14 protein-coding genes and 1 pseudogene are annotated in these 16,466 nt (G+C 72.7%); 8 read left to right on the forward strand and 7 right to left on the reverse strand.

The window, feature by feature from the left end; translation table 11 throughout:
• Positions 1-647, forward strand: a pseudogene (locus DR046_RS17955) (transposase); the annotation flags it as partial.
• 119 nt (positions 648-766) lie between these two features.
• Here the strand turns inward: DR046_RS17955 and DR046_RS17960 are convergent.
• The gene (locus tag DR046_RS17960) at positions 767-3,343 is read right to left on the reverse strand and encodes an AAA family ATPase (protein WP_115383760.1); all 2,577 of its coding nucleotides are present in this window, start codon (positions 3,341-3,343) and stop codon (positions 767-769) included.
• Positions 3,340-4,452 carry a metallophosphoesterase family protein gene (locus tag DR046_RS17965; protein WP_115383761.1) on the reverse strand — a complete coding sequence of 371 codons (1,113 nt, stop codon included), beginning with the start codon at positions 4,450-4,452 and terminating at the stop codon, positions 3,340-3,342. Before DR046_RS17965 ends, DR046_RS17960 begins: the two co-directional genes overlap by 4 nt.
• Positions 4,453-4,532: 80 nt before the next feature.
• Between DR046_RS17965 and DR046_RS17970 the strand changes: the two genes are divergently transcribed.
• The 4 genes from DR046_RS17970 to DR046_RS17985 are packed head-to-tail and all read left to right on the forward strand — an operon-like array spanning position 4,533 to position 8,761.
• Positions 4,533-5,516, forward strand: coding sequence for a membrane dipeptidase (locus tag DR046_RS17970; RefSeq protein WP_209313614.1), 984 nt, complete (start codon positions 4,533-4,535; stop codon positions 5,514-5,516).
• A complete protein-coding gene (locus tag DR046_RS17975; protein ID WP_115383762.1) occupies positions 5,513-7,168 on the forward strand; it encodes a hypothetical protein in 1,656 nt (551 codons plus the stop codon). The genes DR046_RS17970 and DR046_RS17975 overlap by 4 nt, the downstream gene beginning before the upstream one ends.
• Positions 7,132-7,755, forward strand: a complete 624-nt coding sequence (locus DR046_RS17980; RefSeq protein WP_167767168.1) for a DUF3726 domain-containing protein — start codon at positions 7,132-7,134, stop codon at positions 7,753-7,755. The genes DR046_RS17975 and DR046_RS17980 overlap by 37 nt, the downstream gene beginning before the upstream one ends.
• 10 nt (positions 7,756-7,765) lie before the next feature.
• Positions 7,766-8,761 carry an Ldh family oxidoreductase gene (locus DR046_RS17985; RefSeq protein WP_115383764.1) on the forward strand — a complete coding sequence of 332 codons (996 nt, stop codon included), beginning with the start codon at positions 7,766-7,768 and terminating at the stop codon, positions 8,759-8,761.
• Between the two features lie 315 nt (positions 8,762-9,076).
• On the opposite strand, the gene DR046_RS17990 is transcribed toward DR046_RS17985, so the two are convergent.
• The 5 genes from DR046_RS17990 to DR046_RS18010 form a co-directional block, all read right to left on the reverse strand.
• Entirely contained in the window at positions 9,077-10,087 is a 1,011-nt protein-coding gene (locus DR046_RS17990) for a GGDEF domain-containing protein (RefSeq protein WP_115383765.1), read from the reverse strand.
• Positions 10,087-10,671: a heme NO-binding domain-containing protein gene (locus DR046_RS17995; RefSeq protein WP_167767169.1), complete on the reverse strand. Its 585-nt coding sequence runs from the start codon at positions 10,669-10,671 to the stop codon at positions 10,087-10,089. Before DR046_RS17995 ends, DR046_RS17990 begins: the two co-directional genes overlap by 1 nt.
• An 82-nt stretch (positions 10,672-10,753) precedes the next feature.
• The gene (locus DR046_RS18000; protein WP_115383767.1) at positions 10,754-12,319 is read right to left on the reverse strand and encodes a trimethylamine methyltransferase family protein; all 1,566 of its coding nucleotides are present in this window, start codon (positions 12,317-12,319) and stop codon (positions 10,754-10,756) included.
• 98 nt (positions 12,320-12,417) lie between these two features.
• On the reverse strand, positions 12,418-13,131 hold the full coding sequence (locus tag DR046_RS23775; protein ID WP_167767170.1) for an HAD family hydrolase: 714 nt from the start codon (positions 13,129-13,131) through the stop codon (positions 12,418-12,420).
• A gap of 26 nt (positions 13,132-13,157) precedes the next feature.
• A complete protein-coding gene (locus tag DR046_RS18010) occupies positions 13,158-14,042 on the reverse strand; it encodes a transglycosylase SLT domain-containing protein (protein ID WP_245190997.1) in 885 nt (294 codons plus the stop codon).
• 275 nt (positions 14,043-14,317) lie between these two features.
• Here DR046_RS18010 and gatB point away from each other — a divergent pair, with 275 nt between their 5' ends.
• From gatB to DR046_RS23780, 3 genes are read left to right on the forward strand one after another with little or no spacing between them, the layout of a single operon-like run.
• On the forward strand, positions 14,318-15,832 hold the full coding sequence (gatB, locus tag DR046_RS18015) for an Asp-tRNA(Asn)/Glu-tRNA(Gln) amidotransferase subunit GatB (RefSeq protein WP_115383769.1): 1,515 nt from the start codon (positions 14,318-14,320) through the stop codon (positions 15,830-15,832).
• A complete protein-coding gene (locus DR046_RS18020; RefSeq protein WP_115383770.1) occupies positions 15,829-16,065 on the forward strand; it encodes a hypothetical protein in 237 nt (78 codons plus the stop codon). The genes gatB and DR046_RS18020 overlap by 4 nt, the downstream gene beginning before the upstream one ends.
• Positions 16,052-16,192, forward strand: a complete 141-nt coding sequence (locus DR046_RS23780) for a hypothetical protein (protein ID WP_167767171.1) — start codon at positions 16,052-16,054, stop codon at positions 16,190-16,192. The genes DR046_RS18020 and DR046_RS23780 overlap by 14 nt, the downstream gene beginning before the upstream one ends.
• Positions 16,193-16,466: the final 274 nt, after the last annotated feature.

Genomic DNA, 16,466 nt, shown 5'->3' on the forward strand with positions numbered 1-16,466 from the left:
AAGCCCGAGACCGATCCGATGCCCCAGCCCCGCCGCTCCAGCCGCAACGCCGAAGCCGGCTTCCGGCGGAAGAAGCGCTCGAACGGCGACGCATGTCTCGACCACGGACCCGGACGCGCGGGTCTACCGCAAGTCGGCCGGCACGGGCGCGGTGCTGTGCTTCATGGGTGAGATGCGGACGCAAAAGCACCGCTTTCGCAGCATCGAACGGGCGTAGCCCACCGCTGATGGAGAACCGCTCGGGCCTGGTTGTCCAGGGCGACCTGACGCAGGCCGACGGCCATGCCGAGCAGCGCGCCGCGCTCGGTATGATCCACGATCACTGCCCAGGCTCGACGCGGCGGCTGACCCTAGGTGCCGACAAGGGCTACGACAGCGCCGACTTCGTGCGCGACCTCCGCCAAGCCTGCGTCACCCCACACGTGGCGCAGAAGGCCCGGCACTCGGCCATCGACGGGCGCACCACCCGGCATGCGGGCTATGCGCTGTCGCAGAAGCATCGCAAACGGATCGAGGAGCCGTTCGGCTGGGCCAAGGCCGTCGGAGGCATAGCGCAAACCGTCTACCGCGGGCTCGAACGGGTCCGGTGCCGCTTCATCCTGACAATGGCCGCCAACAACCTCGCTCGGTTGCCCCGGATGCTCGCCGGGTGGTGCCGAAGAGGCGGATCGGGCGCCTTCGCCGAGAGGCAAAGAGTTCGAACGCACCGCCACGACATCTGAAAGACCGGGAAACTTCCCTCACGATTGGTTTCTTCAGCAGCCTGCTAGACCGGCTCGAACCGCAGCTGCGGCGCGCCCAGCTCGCTGAAGGCGCGCTGGCGGCAGCTCAGCACGACGATCTGCAGGTCGCCCGCCGCGCGGTGCAGCGCGTTGAACATCTTCTCGATCCGGTCGTCGTCGGAATAGACCAGCGCATCGTCCAGGATCAGCGGCGCGGGGCGGCCCGCGCGGGCCAGCAGACGCGCGAAGGCCAGCCGCACGAGGAAGGCGATCTGCTCCTGCGTGCCGCCCGAGAGGATGTCGAGCGGCTCGGTCGTGCCGCGCCGCCGCAGCGCCGTCGGCAGCAGCGTGTCCTCCGACCAGTCCAGCTCCGCCTCCTCCCAGAGATCGGCGAGCAGCGGCGCCAGCTCTCGCGCGACGGGGCCGAAATAGGCTTCCCGCGCCTCCGCCCGCGCCGCCTCCAGTGCATCGCGCAGCCGCCGCAGCGTGTCGCGCTCGAACAGCACCCGGTCGAGCGCCGCGCGCGCCTCGCCCAGCCGCGTTTCGGCCTCGGCCAGCCGTTCCTCCAGCCCCTCGTCGCTGCCCCGTTCGATGCGCTCGCGCAGCCGGGCGCGGGCCTCGCGCAGCGTGCCGATCTCGCGGCGCGTCTGCGCGTCCACCGCGGTCAGCCGATCGCGCCTGGCCGCGAGCGCATCGAGGTCCGGCGCCTCGGCGCGGAGCGCGGCATGCGCGGCCTCCGCCTCGGCCAGCGCCGAGGCCAGCGCGGAAAGGTCGGGGGCCTCCTGCGGCAGAGCCTCCAGGGAGCGCAGCGCGGTCGCCCTGCGCTCCCGGGCGGCGCGCAGATCGGCGGCCGCCTCGGCGGCGGCGATGCGTGCGGCTTCCGCGGCCTTCGCGGCCTCCGCCGCGGCCTCGGCGGAGCGATCCGCCTGCGCGCGCGCGGCGCCCGCCTGCGCCTCCGCCTCGCCGGCATCCGGCAGGTCATCCGTCTCGGGGACCACCTCGGGCAGCGCCGCAAGCGCTTCCTGCAGGGCGGGGATGCCCTCGGGTGCCAGCGCCTCGCGGGTGCGCCGCTGCGCCTCGGCCTCGGCCAGCGCCGCCGCCCGGTCCTGCGCCGCTGCGCGCAGCGCCGCCATCTCCGCCCAGCCGCCGGCGTCGAGCGCCTCGCGGAGCGCGCGCTCCGCCGCGTCGAGCGCCGCGCCCGAGGCGCCGGGGACCGAGACGCGCAGCCGCCCGAGGCCGGGCAGGCCGATCTCGCCGCCCGCAGGCAACGGCACCGCCCGGCCCGGCACCAAGGCCGCGCCGCCGAGCGTCACGGCGCCCTCCCCCTCGAATGTGACCGAGGGTGCGGCCGCGTCGCGCATACTTTGCTGCCGGTCGCGGGCGCGCAGAAGCTCCTCGATGCGCGCGACGGTCCTGTCGTCGGGGCCACGGCCCGCGCGGCCCGCCGCCGCGATCCGCGCCGCCTCTGCCGCCTGCGCCCTGGCGATCTGCTCCGAAAGCCGCGCACGCCGCTCGGCCGCCGCCTCCGCCTCGGCATGGCGGCGCACGGCGCGCAGCAGTTCCTCGGCCTGCCGCGCGGCCTCTCGGTCGGCCTTCGCCGCGGCCTCGGCCTCGGCCAGCGCCCTGCCGGCCCGTTCCGCCCCGTCCCGCGCCGAGTCGTCCGCCTCCAGCGCGAGACCCTCCGCCACCTCGGCCACCTTCGTCGCTTCTCGCGCCGCCTCGGCCCGGACCAGCGCCTCCCGCGCGGCGTCGCGGGCATGGCGGGCCATGCGTTCGGCACCCGCAGCCATGTCGACGCGGTCGGCGTGGCGCCGCGCCGCCTCCCAGGCCTCGGTCGCCTGCGCCAGGTCGACGCGGCGCGCGGCCTCCGCCTCAGGGTCCTCCAGCCGCGCAAGCGCCTTCCGCACCCGCTGCATCTCGTCGAGCTCGGCCCGGAAAGTCTCGACCTCGCCGCGCAGATCGGCCTCCCGCGCCTCCCAGCCGGCCAGCTCCGCCTCGGCCGCGGCCCAGGCGCCGCCGGCCTTCGCCTTGCCCGTCGCCGTCTCCAGCCGGCCCAGGTCCTCGCCCACGACCCGCAGCGCGCGGTCCATCCGCTCGCCGCCGGTGACGTCGTCCAGCGCGCCTGACACGGCGGTCAGCAGGTCGCGCCGCGCCGCCGTCTCCTCGGCTGCGAGGCCCTTGTCGCGCTTGTCGACATCCACCCGGACGCGCCCCTGACGGACCCAGAGCAGGCCCCCCGGCCCGCCCAGCGCCCCCGACATCCGCGCGCGCAGCCAGTCCTCGACCGCCTCGTCCTGATGCAGCAGCGCCCCGTCGCGCCAGAGCTGCGCCTTGCCCCCGCCGCGCTGCCACTGCTTGCGCAGCCGGAAGGGCAGGCCGTCGATCTCCAGCACGCATTCCACGGCCAGCGACCGCCCGCCCGCCTGCGGCAGAAGAGCCTGAAGTTCCTTCCCGAAGCTCTTGTATTGCTGGAAGAACAGCGCGTGGAGCGCATCGAACAGCGTCGACTTCCCCGCCTCGTTCGGCTCGCAGAGAAGGCTGACGCCGTCGCCCAGCGGGCCGATCTCGACCGGGTCCACGAAGCGCCGGACGTTCTCCAGCCGGATGCGGCGCAGCTTCATTCCACGGCCAGCGCGTGCAGGCGGCGCAGGGCGGCGGCCGCGACCGCGCGGTCACGCTCCGACAGGGCGGCGTCCCCGGCCGCCGTCGCCAGCCCGTCCCCCGCCCGGCGCAGCGCGCCCGAGGGGGCGATGGCGTCCAGGTCGACCGCCTCGACCTCGGTGCCGAGCCCCCCGTCCCGCAGCTCGAAATGCGCGAAGTCGGGCGCGAGCGCCGCCGCATGGGCTGCCAGCGCCGAGGCCTCGCGCAGGGGCACCCGTCCCCGCGCCTCGACCTGCACCATCGCGTCGCGCCGCGCGCCGCCGGGCAGCACCGCGTCCAGCCGCGCGCAGGCGTCGTCCTGCGGCACAAGGTCCAGCCCCACCCGCCGCCAGTCGAAGGCGCCGGTCACGACCGGCGTCACGACGGGCAAGGCCCCCGGCCCGGCGATCTCCACCGCGAGGCAGACGCCCGGGCCGTCATGACGGAAATCGGTTCGCTCCGGCGCGCCGGAATAGCGGACGCGCTCCGACAGCTCGATCATGCCGTGCCAGTCTCCCAGCGCTAGATAGTCGAGCCCCGCCCGCCGGTCCCGGTCGGGCGCCAGCACGTCGCCCGCCTCGCCCTCGCCGAAGGCGCGCACGGGCCCATGCGCCAGCCCGATGCGCAGCGCGCCCTCCGCCGTCGGGCAGCCGTCCATCCAGGCGGTCGGGTCGTCCACCCCGTGCCGTGTCGCGACCGGCGCGGGCATCAGCACGGCGTCGTCGCGCAGGGCCACCGGCCCCGGCGCGTCCAGCACGCGGACATTGGCATGGCCGCGCTCGGCGATCCCGTCCCAGGTCGCCCGCCCCTCGCGCAGGTTGTCGTGGTTGCCGGGCAGCAGCCACCAGGTCAACTCCTCCGCCTCGGCCATGACCGCCAGCGCCTGCCGCCAGGTCGCCGCGGCAGGATTGGGCGTCTCGAACAGGTCGCCCGCCACCAGAATCTCGGTCGCCCCGAACGCGCGCGCCGCGGCGACCAGCCGGCCCAGCACCTCGCGCCGGGCGACGCGCAGGCGGTCGGCCTCGGCATAGCCGCCGAAGCTCTTGCCGAGATGCAGGTCGGCGGTGTGAAGGAATCGCAGGGGTGCCATGGAAGCCCGATCGTGACGCGCCCGGCCCCGGACGCAACCCCAAGATTGACAGGGCCCGCCCTCCGCCGACAAGCTGCGGCATGATCGACGCCCCCCGCATCGACGCCCTGCAATACGCCAACTGGTCCCGGAAGGTCTTCGAGCAGATGCGCGCCGGCGGCCTGGACGCCGTCCACGTCACCATCGCCTATCACGAAAGCTTCCGTGAGGCGGTGCTGAACGTCGAGGCATGGCACCGCCTGTTCGAGCGCCACGCCGACCTGATCCTGCATGGCCGCGACGTCACCGACATCGACCGCGCGCGCGAGACGGGGCGCACGGCGATCCTCTTCGGCTTCCAGAACCCGTCACCCATCGAGGACGATATCGGCCTGCTGCAGGTCTGGCACGACCTCGGCCTGCGGGTGATGCAGCTCACCTACAACAACCAGTCGCTGCTGGCCTCCGGCTGCTACGAGGCCGAGGATACGGGCCTGACCCGCATGGGCCGCGAGGTGGTGGCCGAGATGAACCGCCTCGGCCTGCTGATCGACATGAGCCATTCGGCCGACCGCTCCACCATCGAGGCGGCGGAACGCTCGACCCGCCCCATCGCGATCACCCACGCCAATCCCGCCACCTGGCATCCGGCGCGGCGCAACAAGTCCGATGCCGTCATCCGCGCGGTGACGCAGGCGGGCGGGATGCTGGGCTTCTCGCTCTACCCGCATCACCTGAAGGGCGGCACGGCCTGCACGCTGCGGGACTTCTGCGACATGGTGGCGCGGACCGCCGAGACCTATGGCGTCGACCGTCTCGGCATCGGCTCCGACCTCTGCCAGGACCAGCCCGACAGCGTGGTCGAATGGATGCGCTCGGGCCGCTGGACGAAGGCGGTGGACTACGGCGAGGGCTCTGCCGACGCGCCCGGCTTCCCGCCGCAGCCCGGCTGGTTCACCGACAATCGCGACGTCCCGGGGCTCGCCGCGGGGCTGCGCGCCGTGGGCTTTTCGGCGGCAGAGACCGACGCGATCATGGGCGGCAACTGGTATCGCTTCTTCGCCGAAGCCTTCGCGCCCGCATGACCCTCGCGCTCCGCCCCCCGGCGCAGGTCATGCGGCTGGAGCGTCTGGGCGCGCTGCACCAGACGCGGCTGAGCTTCATGCGCCAGCTTACCCGCCGGATGGCCGCAGAAGGCTGGCGCTTCGCCCGGCCCGTCTGGCGGATCGGCGCGGACGGAACCGGCCACGCGGTCCTGACCGCCACCGGCCCGGCGCGGACCTATTCGCTCGTCGCCTTCGCCCACGACCTCGCCCCCGAGGCCCGCACCGACCGCGTGATCGCAGAAGCCTGGGACGCGACCTTCGCCCTGTTCGACGGCGTGCCCGGCGAGGCCGACATCGCCCGGCTGGCCCGCAACGTGCCGCTGCAGGAGGCGGGGCGCCTCGACGCGCGCTGCCTGACGCTGAGCCGCGCCAACCGCTCCGAACGCGCCTGGGACATGGTCGTGAGCGCGCTGGCCTCCGGGCGCCAGCCCGAGGCCGAGGCGCTGGCGCGGGTCGGCTATCTGATGCGGACGACGGCGGTCTACGGCTCCGGCAAGTTCGGCGCGGCCGACCGCGAGAGCTATGCCTACCGGCCCGAGCTGGCGGCGCCCTTTCAGGCCGAGATGCTGACCGTCTACCTGATCCGCGCCTTCGTCCGCGACCTGGCCGAACATGCCGCGCGCATCCGCAACCCGGACGCCCCGCGCCTCGACCCTGCGCTGGCCGAAACCCTCGGCATCGGCAACTCCACCGGGCTCGGCATGGCGCCGTTCCTCGTCAACCACCCGGGCCTGCTGAACAACTGGATCGCCGCTCGCGAGACGGCCATCGCCCGCATCCGCGCCCTGCCCGCCGCCGCGCCCGAGGCGCGTGCGCTGTTCGGCGACCTCCTGGCCCGCGCCCGCGCCGACCTCTCGCGCTGGACCACGGCGCATCCGCGGCAGGCGCCGCGCGTGGCCCGGCTCCGCCGCGACCTGACCTGGCTTTCACGCCAGCCCGACCCGCTGGGCGGCCCGGCCCCGTGGGACATGCTCTGCCGCCGCGCCGAAGGTCTCTCGCCCGAGGCCTGCGAGTTGGTGCATTCCCTGATCCTCGAACCCTATCCCGACCTCGTCGACGATCTTGCCGCGACCATGTCCTGCCCCGACGACGGGCAGGAGCCGCTCGAAGGCGCCATGCCCGTCGCGACCCTGCGCCGCCTCCTTCGCGAGACCCACGGGGACGCGCTCGACGCCGACTGGGACGCGCCCGAGGCGACCGCGCGGCTCTGGTACGTCTCCGAGGAAAAGCAGGAGCCCCGCCTCGCCGAGCGCGCCGACGAGCCGCTGGAGCAATGGGAGCAGCCGCTCGCCCCCCTGCGCGACGCCGCGCGCCTGTGGCGGGCCCTCTCGGTCCTCCCCGACGACCGCCCCGCCGCCCATCTCCTGCTCGACGCGCCGCAGCACCGCGCCGCGATCCGGCGGGTGCAGCTCGCCGCCCGCGCGCCCTATGGCGAGATCCGCGACAACACGCTGGCCGCCGGGATGGTCCCCGTCGACATGCTGCGCGCCAATCTGTCGTTCTTCGGCGCGACACGGTTCGACCCCCGCTCGGACCGCTGGCTGCGGATCTGCATGTTCGCGGGCGCGCCCTATCCCGAGGCGCTGACCGAGGCGTGCGCCGACCTCTGGGTCTACCCGTCGGCTCCGTGACCGGGCTGTCGCTCAACGAGGCCGCCGCGCTCGCGCGCAAGGCGGCGCGGGGCGCGGGGCACGACTGGGGCATGGCGGAGGAGGCCGGGCGCGCCGTGCGCTGGCTCTCGGCCCGGGGCCTGCCCGCGCTCGACGCGCTGGCTGCGATGCTGGCGGCGCCGGCCTGCGCGCCCCGCCTGCGGGAGGGGACGCTCGACGCAGATGGTCCGCTCTGCCCGATCCGCGCCGGCGCGGCGGTCTCGGACCTCGCCTGCCTGCCCGGCTTCGCGGGGCTGCGGCTCCGGCAGGTCCGGACCCCGCTCCTCGCCCTGCCCTTCGCCGCCGCCGCCGCGCGCGCCACCGGCCGCGCCGTCCGCCTGACCGGCGCCGGAGGAGCGACGACGGACGGCCATGCGCTCGCGCTCCACGGGGATTGGCTGGCGACGACCGACCTGACCCTGACGCTCTGTGACATCACCCTCGTGCCCGTGCCGCCGATCCATCGCGCGCAAGTCGCGCCCAGCGCCCTCGCGGCGCTCGATGCCCTCGCCGCGCGCACCTGCGCCCCTGCCACCGAGACCTCGCGCCGCCTCGGCGCCGGACCATGAAGGAGCCCCGATGCCCGTCCTGACCCTGCCCGAGATCGAGGCGCTCGCCTTCGACGCGCTCACCGCCGCCGGCACGACCGAGGCCAATGCCCGCCCCCTCGCCCGCGCCACCGCGCGGACCGAGGCCGAGGGCATCGCAAGCCACGGCCTCGCCTACATCCCCACCTATTGCGAGCATGTCCGCTGCGGCAAGGTCGACGGCGCCGCCACCCCCGTCGTCACCCGGCCCGCCCCGTCCATGATCCGCGTCGACGCCGCCACCGGCTTCGCCCATCCGGCCATCGAGGCGGGCCTTCCGCCGCTGATCGAGGCGGCGTGCGAGACGGGCGTCGCCGCCCTCGCCATCCGCGAGAGCTACAATTGCGGTGTGCTCGGGCTGCATACGGCCCGAATCGCCGAGGCGGGCCTGACTGCGTTGGGCTTCACCAACGCCCCCGCCTCGATCGCCCCCTCGGGCGGCAGCACGCCGGTCGTCGGCACCAATCCGATCTCGCTCGCCGTGCCGGACGGGGCGGGCGGCGCGGCGATCCTGATCGACCAGTCCGCCAGCGCCATCGCCAAGTCCGAGGTGATGAAGCACGCCCGCGAGGGCAAGCCGATCCCCGAGGGCTGGGCGCTCGACCCCGAGGGCCGGCCGACCACGGATGCGGAGCTCGGGCTCAAGGGCTCGATGGCACCCGCGGGTGGCTACAAGGGCGTCGGACTGGCGCTGATCGTCGAGACGATGGCCGCGGCGATGACCGGGGCGGTGCTGGGGCGCGACGCCTCACCCTTCTCGGGCCCGGCCGGCGGCCCGCCCCGGACGGGCCAGTTCTTCCTCGCCATCGACCCGGGGGCCAGCGGCGGCGACGCCGCCTGGACCCGACTCCGCGCGCTGGCCGAAGCCGTCCGCGCGCAGCCCGGCGCCCGCCTGCCCGGCGACGGCCGCGCCGCCCGCCGCGCCGCGGCCGAGCGCGACGGCGTCGAGGTCGCCCAGGCCACGCTGGACCGCATCGCGGCGCTGTAGGGTCCATTGCGTCTCCGCAGGATCGGCGCTACGGCGAAGGTTCGGCGCAGCACCGGATCCGGCTCCGCTGCACGCCGCGCACCGGCACCGCCGGTCGGTCGCCCCGTCATCGCCGGGCGCGACCCGGCGACCCGCCGGATAACCCACTCCCAACGGCCCGCAGACGGCTGCCCGGGTGAAACCCGGCGATGACGGGGCGCAGGGGTCCGGTTCAATCACCACCGCAGGCGCTCCCCCGCGCCCGGAGACGTCCCCAGAACCCAGCCCCCCGCGCGCAGGACGACCCGATCGGCCGATCCCCGGCTCCCCCCGCCCTCAATGCGCGGCCTGCGCAGCATTCCCGGGCCGCGCGACGCTGTAGCGCGCGCGGCCCTGGTGCTTCGACGCATAGAGCGCCACGTCCAGATCGCCAATCAGCCGCTGCGGGTCCGGGGGGTCGTAGAACCTCGACAGCGTGATCCCGATCGAGCCCGAGATCCGGCATTCGTGCCCGTCATAGAGGATCGGACGCTCCAGCTCCTCGATGATCCGGGCCGCGACCTGCTGCAGCAGCGCGAGATCGGTGCAATCCTCCAGCAGGATCATGAACTCGTCGCCGCCGACCCGCGCGACCATGTCGGCCTCGCGCACCTGCCGCGCCAGCAGGCGCGCGACCTCAGCCAGGACGTAGTCCCCCGCCGCATGGCCGAGCCGGTCGTTGATCTCCTTGAAGTAGTCGAGGTCCAGATGCATCAGCCCGAAGGGCAGCCCGTCGGGATCGTGCAGCTCCGACAGGCGGCGGTCCATCGCGCGGCGGTTGTGCAGCCCGGTCAGCTTGTCCGTCGCCGCCTGCCGCTCCGCCTCGGAGCGGGCGGCGCGCAGCCAGTCGCTGTTGCGCTTGTGCTCGGCCAGGACGACCTTGCGCGCCTCGAGAAGGAACAGCACCTCGACCGTCAGGTCGAACTGCGCGAAGTCCCGCGCCGTCAGCCCGTGCCGCGCGACGCCATCGGCCACCTCCGCCCCGAAGAACAGCACGAGGAGTGCGCCGCCCTCCTGCAGCGAATGGACGACGCCCCGCATCCGCATCGGCTGTCCGCCCGGGGGGATGTTGCGTTCCCGGCGCAGCCGCAGCTCCAGCCGCCGCCCGGTCTGGTCGATCAGCGCCTCGGGGCTGGCGATGTCGAACGGGTGGACGACCTCGATCGCCTCGAACACGCTGCGGCCCAGCGCGCCGGGGGCCAGCCGCTCGAAGGTGCGGCCGACATTCGTCACCCGCCCGGTCCCGTCGACCATCAGGTGCAGCGGGACCAGCGCGTCGAGCAGCGCGGCATCGACCCACAGGCGCATCAGGCGCCGCCCAGCGCGAAGGCGGCAGGCTCGTGGAAATGCTCCTCGAAGAGCTGGACCGAGATCGTCTCGCGCCAGCCGTCGCCCGCCCGCTCCGCCGGGCCGGTCTCGATCACGATCAGCGCGCCGTAGTCGCTGGCCAGCACGTGGAGGATGCCGCTCAGCACGCCGCCCGCCCCCGGGATCGACCAGTGCGACCGCACCTCGTAGCGATTCGCGCCCAGTTCCCGCAGGCTGTAGCTGGGCACGACCAGGTCGGGCAGCGCCATCCGGGCGCGGGCGTCGATCTCGTTGAGCGAGAACAGGAAGGTGCGGAAGGTCGTGCCGCAGAAGCGGAAGAGGCGGCGCACCGGCTCCAGCGGGGGATGGGTGCAGATCCAGGTTCCGACATCCTCCATCACCCCGGCGCAGGAGCGGTCGAGGACCTGCGACGCCGCCTCCAGCGTGCGGGCGAAGACGATGTCGTCGTAGATGCGCATCGTCTCGAAATGCGCTTCCTGCAGACCGGCGGTCCGGCGCACGCGGGCCCAGATTTCCGGCCCGTAGGTCGAGGTCAGGAACGCCTCGAGGGATTTGCAGATCATGCCGTGCATCGGGGCCGCGCGTGAAGGCTCTGGTCGCGACGGATGTGCCCCACAGGTCTTGAGATCCGGTTAATCGCGCGCCTCAAAAGTCGGTCGGCGCGCCGCCCTCCTCCTTCCGCCTGGCCACGAAGGCGGCCAGCTCCTCGCGGATGGCCGCGTCCATCGCGGGCGGCTCGAAGGCCCCGACGATGCGGCGCGACAGGGCGTGGGCCCGCTCTGCCGTCCAGGTGGCGCCGGCGGCGTCCCAGGCCTCCCAGTTGCGCCAGTCCGACAGGAAGGGCTGGTAGAACGCGGCCTGATAGCGGTCCTGGGTGTGCTGCGTGCCGAAATAATGTCCGTCGGGGCCAACCGCGCGCACGGCCTCGACGGCGATGTCGTCCTCGGTCGTGGCCCAGAGCGCGGGGTCGAAATAGCGCTGGATCTGCTGCAGCACCTCGCAATCCATCACGAACTTCTCGGGGCTGGCGATCAGCCCGCCCTCCAGCCAGCCCGCCGCATGATAGACGATGTTCGACCCGGACTGCACGGCAGCCCAGAGGGAATGTCCCGTCTCCCACATCGCCTGCCCGTCGGGCACGTTCGCCGCGCAGACGCCCGAGGATCGCAGCGGCAGCCCGTAATGGCGGGCCATCTGCCCCGTCATCTGCGTCGCGCGCATGTATTCGGGCGTGCCGAAGGCGGGGGCGCCCGACTTCATGTCCACGTTCGAGGTGAAGGTCCCGATCACGACGGGACAGCCCGGCGCGATCCATTGCAGCAGCGCGATCGCCGCCAAGCCCTCGGCCAGGCTCAGCGTCACCGCCCCCGCCATTGTCACCGGCGCCATCGCGCCCGCCAGCGTGAAGGGCGTCACGATCACCGGCTGGCGCCGGCGCGCGTGGATCATCGCGCCTTCCAGCATCGGGAAGTCGTGCTTCAGCGGACTGACGGAGTTGATGTTGGTGTACATCCGCGGCGTTGCCTCGAAGGCGTCATGCGAAAGGCCGCCCGCGATGCGCACCATCTCCATCACGTCCTCGACCCGCTCGCGCCCCAGCGAATAGGCGTGGACGACCTTGTCGGTCATCGTCAGCTTGTCGAACAGGCAGTCGAGATGGCGGACCGAGGGGTGGATCTCCACCGGCTCCACCGGATAGCCGCCGGCGAAGTGGATGCAGTTGAAATGCTGCGTCAGCTTGATGAAATCGCGATAGCGCTGCATCGAGCCCGACTGCTTGCGCGTATGGACGTCCCAGTAGTTCGGCGGGCTCGACACGTTGCCGAAGGCCATCCAGCCGCCGCCCACCCGCAGCGTGCGGTCGGGGTTGCGCGGGGTCATCGTGAACTCGGCCGGCGCGCGGGCCAGCATCTCGGTCACGAAATCCTCGTCCATGCGGATATTGGTGCCCTCCACCCGGCATCCCGCGGCCTTCAGATGGGCGACCGCCTCGGGATTGAGGAACTCGATCCCGATCTCCGAGAGGATGCGCATCGTGCCCCGGTGGATCGCCCGGACGCCCTCCTCGTCCAGCGGCTCGGTCGGGCGGTCCGGGTTGAAGGGCTGGCGGAAGGGCATCTGCTCGTGCACGGCGGTGCCCGCGCGCTCGGCATGGCCCTTGCGGCCGCCGGAACGGCGGCGGCGGGGGATGTCGGAAATCAGCCTGTCCATCGGGGCACCTCCTGCGCGCCCACGATGCGGGCAGGCGGGCGGGCGGAAATGGCGCCTTGCGACCGTCGATGTCGCTTTCGGGGCCGCGCCGGCTGGTCTCAGGCGACGGGCGCCGCCTGCCGGTCCAGCCATCCGGGCAGCGCGCGGATGTCGTCCAATACCGTCTCGGCGAAGGGCGCCAGCGCCGCGCGGTCCAGCGTGCCCGTCGTGACCGCGACCGCGCGCATCCCCGCGCCCTCGGCGGCGCGCATGTCGGTCATGCCGTCGCCGACCAGCACGACCTCGCGCGGGGCGAGGCCCAGCTCCTCGGCAAAGGCCAGCGCGCCCTCGGGCGCGGGCTTTGGGCCGTAGCCGCTGTCGCAGGCGATGACCCGGTCGAGATGCGGCAGCGCGCCCAGCGCATGCAGATGCCGCCTGGCCTCTGCCGCGTCCGCGTTGGTCAGCACGCCGAGCCGCAGCCCCCGCGTCCGAAGCCCCGCCAGAAGCGGGTCCAGAGGCGTGACCACGACCTGCCGGACCTGATGCACCCGCGCGCTCCACCAGGCCTCGACACGGGCCATGGGCCAGTCGAGCACCTTCGCCATCACCGCCGCGGTCTGCGCGTTGGTCGCGGTGACGAAGCGCCCGTCGGGCCGGATCCGGCCGGAGGCGAGGTCGATGCCGACGACATCGGCCAGCGCCTCGGGCACGCCGCCGGTCTCGGCGGCAAGCTCCCGGATCGTCCGCGCCATCCAGTCCTCCCAGGTGGCGCGAAAATCGGTGAAGGTGCCGTCCTTGTCGAACAGGACGGCGCGAATCGGCGGATGGCTCACGGGGTCGGCCCCTCCTGCGGCTGGGTTCAGCCGTCGATAGAGGCAACCTGGAAGCTGCGCCACCGGTCGGCCTTGCCCATCAGCTCCTTGTCGAGCTCCCAGGCGACGAACATCGGGACCTGCATCGCCTCTCCCGGCGGATCGCCCAGCCAGTCGGGGCGCGCGACGGGGCGGACCGAGCGGTGCAGCCCGTTGCAGAACGGCTGCCGGACCAGCCAGCGGCGCATGTCCTCGCGCTTGGCGGTGGAATGGAACGGGCCCCAGTCGGCGGCCACGCCCTTGTAGCCCCGCGCCACCACGCCGTCGCGCGGCACGGTCACGTTGAGGATGCGCACCGCGCAGGACATGTTCAGCGCGCCGTCCTTCAGCGCGTCGCCGGTGCGCGCGCGGCAACCATAGCCCCGCGCCGTGGCGGGCAGGATCTGGACCAGCCCGTACCACAGCCCGCCGCCGCCCACCGCGTTGGGGCGATAGGTGCTCTCGTGCTTCGACAGGGTCGACAGCAGCCCGGCCCAGAAGGCCTTGCGGCCCCACTCGTCGGCCTCGGCATAGGCCGGGCACCACTGCTCGATGTCGCGCGGCACGGTCTCGAGCAGGCGCTGGCCATGGGCGTCGAGCGCCTGCATCGCGGCGCGCGTCCAGCGCGAGGAGCCGCGGACATGGTCCCAGCGCAGGTCGGGCATCTCCTCGATCCGGCGCGCCTGCGGGCGGAGCGAGACGGCCGGCGCGGCCGATATCTCCGGCGCCGACCGCACGGGTCGTTGAACGACCGCCTGGGTGACGGCGGCCATCTGGAATTCACCGGTGCGGGGCACCGGTCGCGGTTCCGACAGGGCGCTGGTCGCGGCAGTCAGGCCGCAGAGCGCAGCCAGAGCGGCCGCGAAAAGCGGGCCCACGGGTTTCTTCGTCATTCAGGCACCCCCAAGGTGTCGACTCGTCCTGGCGGGAGGTGCGTCACGCCGCTCCCCAGCGGCATGGCGTCCCACACGCCCAAAGAAACCGGCCGTGATGTTGCAGACGACGGCCGATTCCCGATGTTGGGTAACAGTCGAACCCGATTTTCGCAAAACCCGGGACCCGGACGGCCCCGGATCGGCCTTTTGTCGCCCATCCGCCGGCCCGCTTCCCCGTTGAAGCCCCCGTCCGCAGCGTCTAATCGGAGACGCGCATTCCGACGGAGGCCCCGATGCTCGACCTGACCTACGACGCCCCCCGCCCCAAGGTGATCGCCGGCGAGTCGGGCGACTGGGAGCTGGTGATCGGCATGGAGGTCCATGCCCAGGTCGCCTCCAACGCCAAGCTCTTCTCGGGCGCTTCGACCCAGTTCGGCGCCGAGCCCAATTCCAACGTCGCCTTCGTCGACGCCGGCATGCCCGGCATGCTGCCCGTCATCAACGAGTTCTGCGTGGCGCAGGCCGTGCGCACCGGCCTCGGGCTGAAGGCGCAGATCCACCTGACCTCCGCCTTCGACCGCAAGAACTATTTCTACCCGGACCTGCCGCAGGGCTACCAGATCAGCCAGCTCTACCACCCGATCGTCGGCGAGGGAGAGGTGCTGGTCGAGATGGGCGACGGCACCGCGCGCACCGTCCGGATCGAGCGCATCCATCTCGAACAGGACGCCGGCAAGTCGATCCACGACATGGACCCCGCCATGTCTTTCGTCGACCTGAACCGCACCGGCGTCGCCCTGATGGAGATCGTCAGCCGCCCCGACATCCGCGGCCCCGAGGAGGCGGCGGCCTATATCGTCAAGCTGCGCCAGATCATGCGCTATCTCGGCACCTGCGACGGCAACATGCAGAACGGCAACCTGCGCGCCGACGTGAACGTCTCGGTCTGCAAGCCCGGCCAGTACGAGAAATACCAGCAGACGCAGGACTTCTCCCATCTCGGCACGCGCTGCGAGATCAAGAACATGAACTCCATGCGCTTCATCCAGCAGGCCATCGACTACGAGGCCCGCCGCCAGATCGCCCTGCTGGAGCGCGGCCAAAAGGTCGTGCAGGAAACCCGCCTCTACGACCCCGACCGGGGCGAGACCCGCTCCATGCGGTCGAAGGAAGAAGCCCACGACTACCGCTACTTCCCCGATCCCGACCTGCTTCCGCTCGAGATCGAGCAGGACTGGGTCGACGACATCGCCGCCAGGCTGCCGGAACTGCCGGACGCGAAGAAGGCGCGCTTCATCGCCGATTTCGGCCTCTCGGACTATGACGCCAGCGTGCTGACCGCCGACACCGCCGACGCCGCCTATTTCGAGGCCGTGGCGGCCGAGGCGGGGGACGGCAAGCTCGCCGCGAACTGGGTCATCAACGACCTCTTCGGGCGGCTCAAGACCGACGAGAAGGACGTGACGACCTCGCCGATCAGCCCCGCGCAGCTGGGCGGGATCATCCGGCTCATCCGCTCCGACGCGATCTCGGGCAAGATCGCCAAGGAGCTCTTCGAGATCGTCTATACCGAAGGCGGCGACCCCGCGCAGATCGTCGAGGAACGCGGGATGAAGCAGGTCACCGACACCGGCGCCATCGAGGCGGCGGTCGACGAGATCATGGCCGCCAACCCCGCCCAGGTCGAGAAGGCCAAGGCGAACCCGAAGCTCGCCGGCTGGTTCGTGGGTCAGGTGATGAAGGCGACCGGCGGCAAGGCCAACCCGAAGGCCGTCAACGAGGTGGTGGCGGCCAAGCTGGGCCTGTGAGTCTCCGCGACGAGCTCGCCGTCTGGAACGAGCGCGTCAAGCTCGCCGCGGGCTTTCTGAACGCGCTCGGACTGGGCCTGATCGGCTTCGCCGTCCTGCGCCCGGCGACCGACGACGTTGCCCTCCTCTCCTTCGGATCGCTCGGCTGGGGCATCATCGGACTGGCAATGCACGGTCTTGCACACTACGTTATAGGCAAGCTTCGAAAGGAGTCCGCCCATGACGACCTATGACATCGCCGTTCCCCTGATCGCGCTCGCCATCGGCGTCTCGATGGCGGGCTATGTCCGCTGGGCCAGCATCCGCCTCGACCGCAGGCTCGAAGCCGCCGCCCGCGAAAAAGCCGCCCGCAAGGACTGACCGGCCGGGGGCCTGGCCCCTGCACACGCTCGCTCCCCGGTTTCTGGCGCCTCCCGACCCGACAGGGAGGCAGCGCGTTGGACAGCCGCAGCCCACCCGCGTCACCGACGCACTCCTCCTCCCCGCAAGCTGCTGCGCCGCCGTCGAGGGGCGCGTAGCTGTCGGCGCATGGCTCGCGCTAAGGCAACCGCCCGACGTCCGACGCGGATCACCCGTGGATCACCCGCAGATCACCCATGGTTTCCGCGCCCCTCGGGCGCATTGTCGCCGCACG

This window comes from Jannaschia formosa (assembly GCF_003340555.1).
Classification (GTDB): domain Bacteria; phylum Pseudomonadota; class Alphaproteobacteria; order Rhodobacterales; family Rhodobacteraceae; genus Jannaschia; species Jannaschia formosa.